Origin of the sequence: Streptomyces sp. NRRL F-2664 (assembly GCF_000719345.1) — a bacterium.
In the GTDB taxonomy this organism is placed as follows: Bacteria; Actinomycetota; Actinomycetes; order Streptomycetales; family Streptomycetaceae; genus Streptomyces.
Genome location: NZ_JOFX01000129.1, coordinates 1 through 3835, shown reverse-complemented (window position 1 = coordinate 3835; position 3835 = coordinate 1). Strand labels below are relative to the sequence as shown.

The 3835-nt window shown below is 65.3% G+C and carries 2 protein-coding genes and 2 pseudogenes; 2 read left to right on the top strand and 2 right to left on the bottom strand.

Annotation, left to right across the window (positions count from 1 at the left end):
* Positions 1-171, top strand: a 171-nt coding sequence (locus IF89_RS45365) for a transposase family protein (protein ID WP_324605403.1), incomplete at its 5' end; no start/stop codon positions are given.
* A 1002-nt stretch (positions 172-1173) separates the two neighbouring features.
* Here IF89_RS45365 and IF89_RS46620 read toward each other — a convergent pair.
* Complete coding sequence (locus tag IF89_RS46620; RefSeq protein ID WP_158718091.1) at positions 1174-1392, bottom strand: hypothetical protein; 219 nt, start codon at positions 1390-1392, stop codon at positions 1174-1176.
* 673 nt (positions 1393-2065) lie between these two features.
* Between IF89_RS46620 and IF89_RS48570 the strand changes: the two are divergent.
* A pseudogene (locus IF89_RS48570) lies at positions 2066-3101 on the top strand (IS630 family transposase); the annotation flags it as partial.
* Between the two features lie 32 nt (positions 3102-3133).
* Here IF89_RS48570 and IF89_RS49480 read toward each other — a convergent pair.
* A pseudogene (locus tag IF89_RS49480) lies at positions 3134-3680 on the bottom strand (helix-turn-helix domain-containing protein); the annotation flags it as partial.
* Positions 3681-3835 lie beyond the last annotated feature (155 nt).

Here is a 3835-nt window from a genome sequence, read left to right as displayed (position 1 = left end):
CCCACACCCAGACAGAAGCGCGTCAACCGAGCCCGCTCCCGCCTCCGATGGCCAGTCGAGAGAGCCATCGCATCGATCAAGACCTGGCGCATCCTCCGCAAAGCCCGCTGCCACCCCACCAGGCTCACATCAACCACCAAAGCCATCCTCACCCTGGAGACCCACCGCTGAACAAGCTCAGTGGATCTAGATCTCGACGATGTCGACCACGGTGAATGTTTTCCTCGCTATCCGGTGTGCCCGTCGGCTTCTCGGCTCGCAGGTCCAGGGACGCTGCGGCGCCCCAATGGCCAGGACCCTCAACCCGGGCACCGGCATGCCGAAGGGAAACCCGACCGATCCGCAAGGAGTAACGAACCGAAGATCAAACCACCCGAATCGCCGGAAACACCCACCCCTCCGCCATGTGCATGCTCGAAGGATCGCGGTCAACATCCCCATGGGGACTCGTGACCGTCAGGGTGGGAAATTACACCGGCACGAAACCCCAACTCATTGGAATTGCGCGACCGTCGACAACAGGAGCGGAACACCGTCGAGCGTCTGATCAGGGCCTGCCCCCGACCGGACTGGATATCCGATATGGGGGCGACCGCGGACAGTTCCCACGTTCACCACGAAATCGATCAACAGGTGAGGTGCTCAGCTCTACGCCGGCAGCATCGCCACGCTTACGCCGCAGACTTTCGGCGTGGCCTCCCCACCGATGAGATGCGGCGCGCTGGAGCGGTCGCTCCGCCCCGCAAGGCCTTCCCCCTCGTGGCGACGCTGCCACTTGTAGGAGCCAGTTGCGGCTGATCCGTAGTACCGGCAGGTCAGCGAGACGTTCCCGGTGACCTCATCGGCGTGTCGCAGGACCGCCAGACGCCTCTGGGACTGGCGGTCCTGCTGTGGGGCGAAGAGGGCATGGCAGATCTCCGTCACGGTCGGCGACCCATGTGCAACCAACGTCTGGCAGTTTTATACCTAGGTCGGCGGAGCGGCAGCCGAATCGGTCTCCGGTACGTTGTTCCGTCTCGGCGCAACGCGCAGAGGACGTCGGCCCACGTCTGGCGAGTGGTCTGGGTGATCTTCCTGTCGTAGTAGGCCCGCGATGCCGGATCGTCCACAGCGGCGAACGCGCAGAGCAAAAAAGCCGTCACCGCGCGAATAGCAACATTCGAAATGGGGGGCCTAGAAGAACGGGGGAACCGTGTGACTTCGAATTATTGTCGCGGCAACAGCCGCGTGAGCGCTGATCAATTCCATCGTGTCGGCGAGATCTGCTTCATCAGTTCCACCCCATAGATCATGCATTCGCGAAACAATATTGCATAGTTCGGCGGCATCCTCGTGACTGTGTACGGCGTGCAGCCGCTCTGCGAGTTGCATTATTTGGCGATCGAGGGTCATGGCGGCAGTGTACGACAGGGCATTACCGCCGCTCTTGCCCGTGTGCGGCGCGAAAAGAGACTGGCCATCGGACGATTGACTTCCCTCCGATCGGCCTCTTCTGAACGGAAGGGGGTGAGGATACGCTGTTGAGCTGTTCTCTTATCCCCTGATTTTCGAGGGCTGCCTCGATAGGGGCTGCTCAAGGGGGTACTACTTTTATGCCCTTCGCCAAGGGCCTGCCGGTTTTGTGATGATTCGGTCTTGATGGCTTCATGCGGCGGGCTCGACATGTGTGGGTCATGCAGGATTCGTAGAAGGTGCCGTCGCGGAGGATGGCGAACAAAGAAGCTGGTGCCGGGCAGAGTGATGGTTTCGGCGAACGCGTCGGCGAGGGTGTTAGCGCGGGCGACTCGTTCGGGGGCTGCATCGCCGAGACCCGGCGACGGTGTCGTCGAGCGCGGTGCTCTCCAGGTGCCCGGGCAGGGAGTGTGCTGGCGAGTTCGACCGCGATGGCTTGGAGGACTGGTGGGCGTGGTCGGCGTCGCCGTCCAAGTGGAGGACGCCCACGTGCTCCAGGCCGACCAGGTGGCCGACGCCGTCCCCCACGGAGCCAGCGCGGGTAGGGCGCGTCCGCGGGTTGGAGAGCGTCGCGGTCGGCGAAGTATGGGCTGGAGGCGGGCAATCGGCGGTGCTGGGGGTTGAACCGCCACCCCGACGGGCCGCCGGGTGGAGGCTTCACCGGGCCAGGGGCTTTCAGCACATCGTCCGGCGGGGCAGTACCAGCTCGGTGCGGTTCCGGCGGGCGATGATGCTGCTGGCCTCTGCTGGCGGCTGCACCGTCCCGGTTATAGCCCGTCTGGCCAGGCGGACGAGGACACCGTCCGCGATGTGATCCACAGGTTCAACGACATCGGGCTCGCATGCCTTGACCCTTGGTGGGCGGTAGGCAGTCTCCGCCTTCTCGATCGTGACGACGAGGACCGTCCAGACGGCCACCACCCGCCCGACCGTGCTGGGCAAGCCCTTCTCGCGCTGGTCGATCCACAAGCTCACCGATCACCTGCGCAGGAATAGTGCCCGGTCCGTCCGGATCAGCCGGGAGGCCCTGCGGTGCTTACTGGCCCGCCGCGGGATCTCCTTCCAGCGCACGAAGACCTGGAAGGAGTCCCCGGACACGGAATTCGACGTCAAACTGGCCCGGATCGAGTACGTATCAACGAGCGGCCGGACCGCACCTTTGCGTTCGACGAGTTCGGGCCCTTGGGGATCTGCCCCACCGCGGGCTCCTGCTGGGCCGAACAGAGTCGGCCTGATCGGCTGCCAGCCACCTACCGGCGCACCTACTTCCACGGCTGCTACTCCGTCGGCGACGACCAGATGTGGGGCATCAACCGCAGGCGCAAGGGCATCGACCACACTTGGGCGGCGTTGGGAACGAACCGGGCGGCCCGCCCGGACGGCGCCCCGATCTACGTGAGCCTGGATAACCCCTCCGCCCACCTGAACTGGAGAATCCGCAGGTGGGCGGCCCGGAACAAGGTCGAGCTGTGCTTCACCCCGGCCTCGCCTCCTGGGCCAACCCGATCGAAGTCCATTTCGGGTCCTTGCGGCAGTTCACCTTGGCCAACTCGAACCATCCCAATCACACGGTCCAGACCCGGGCCCTGCGCGCCTACCTGCGCTGGCCCAACAAGGAGCGCCCGTCACCCTGACTCCTCGCAGCCCAGTGACGCGAACGTGCCCGCATCCGCAGCGAGACCTCGGGTACGGCCTCGCCGTCAGCGATGGCGTAGAGGTGTTCGACGCGCGCCTTCTTCGTGGCATAGCCGGGGTGGCGGGAGGTCTTCCAGGTATTCAGGTTGCATGGAGGCGCCGTCTTCGCGGAGCAGGATGCGCAGACCCTCGTGGCTGATGTCGTCGACCACCCCCTCGGCGACCAGGAAGGCGGCCAGCTTGGCCAGGCCCCAGGTCGAGAGCGGCATGCCGTGCCCGGCCGGCTTGGACTCGGCGGTCTTCTGATCTCGCGGCGCTCGGGCAGGGTGGACGTCCTCGGTCGTCCGCCCCGGTATCTCGGGTAGGGGGAGTCGAAGCCGTCGGCATTGAAGTTGTGGATCACGTCGCGGACCCGGTCCGGGCTGGTGAACGCGACCTCGGCGGTCTGTGCCACTGGCATGCGCTGGGCGGACAGCAGCACCCTCTGGGCCCGGCGCCAGGTCACCACCGACCCCGGTGCCCCTGCGGACGATCCGCAGCAGCCGTCTGCCCTCGTCGTCATCGACCTCACGAACCTGCACGCGTTCAGCCACGTGATCATTGCGACGGTCCGATGCCGCCCGGCACAGCAACCAGGCGGCACGTCATTTCTAGTGCTGTGACCGGGAAGGTTTGCCGGGTTGCTCGTTGTGCTGGTCGGATGTGACGACTTCGACTGGCATGGGGAGGCGGTATGGCGTTACCGGTC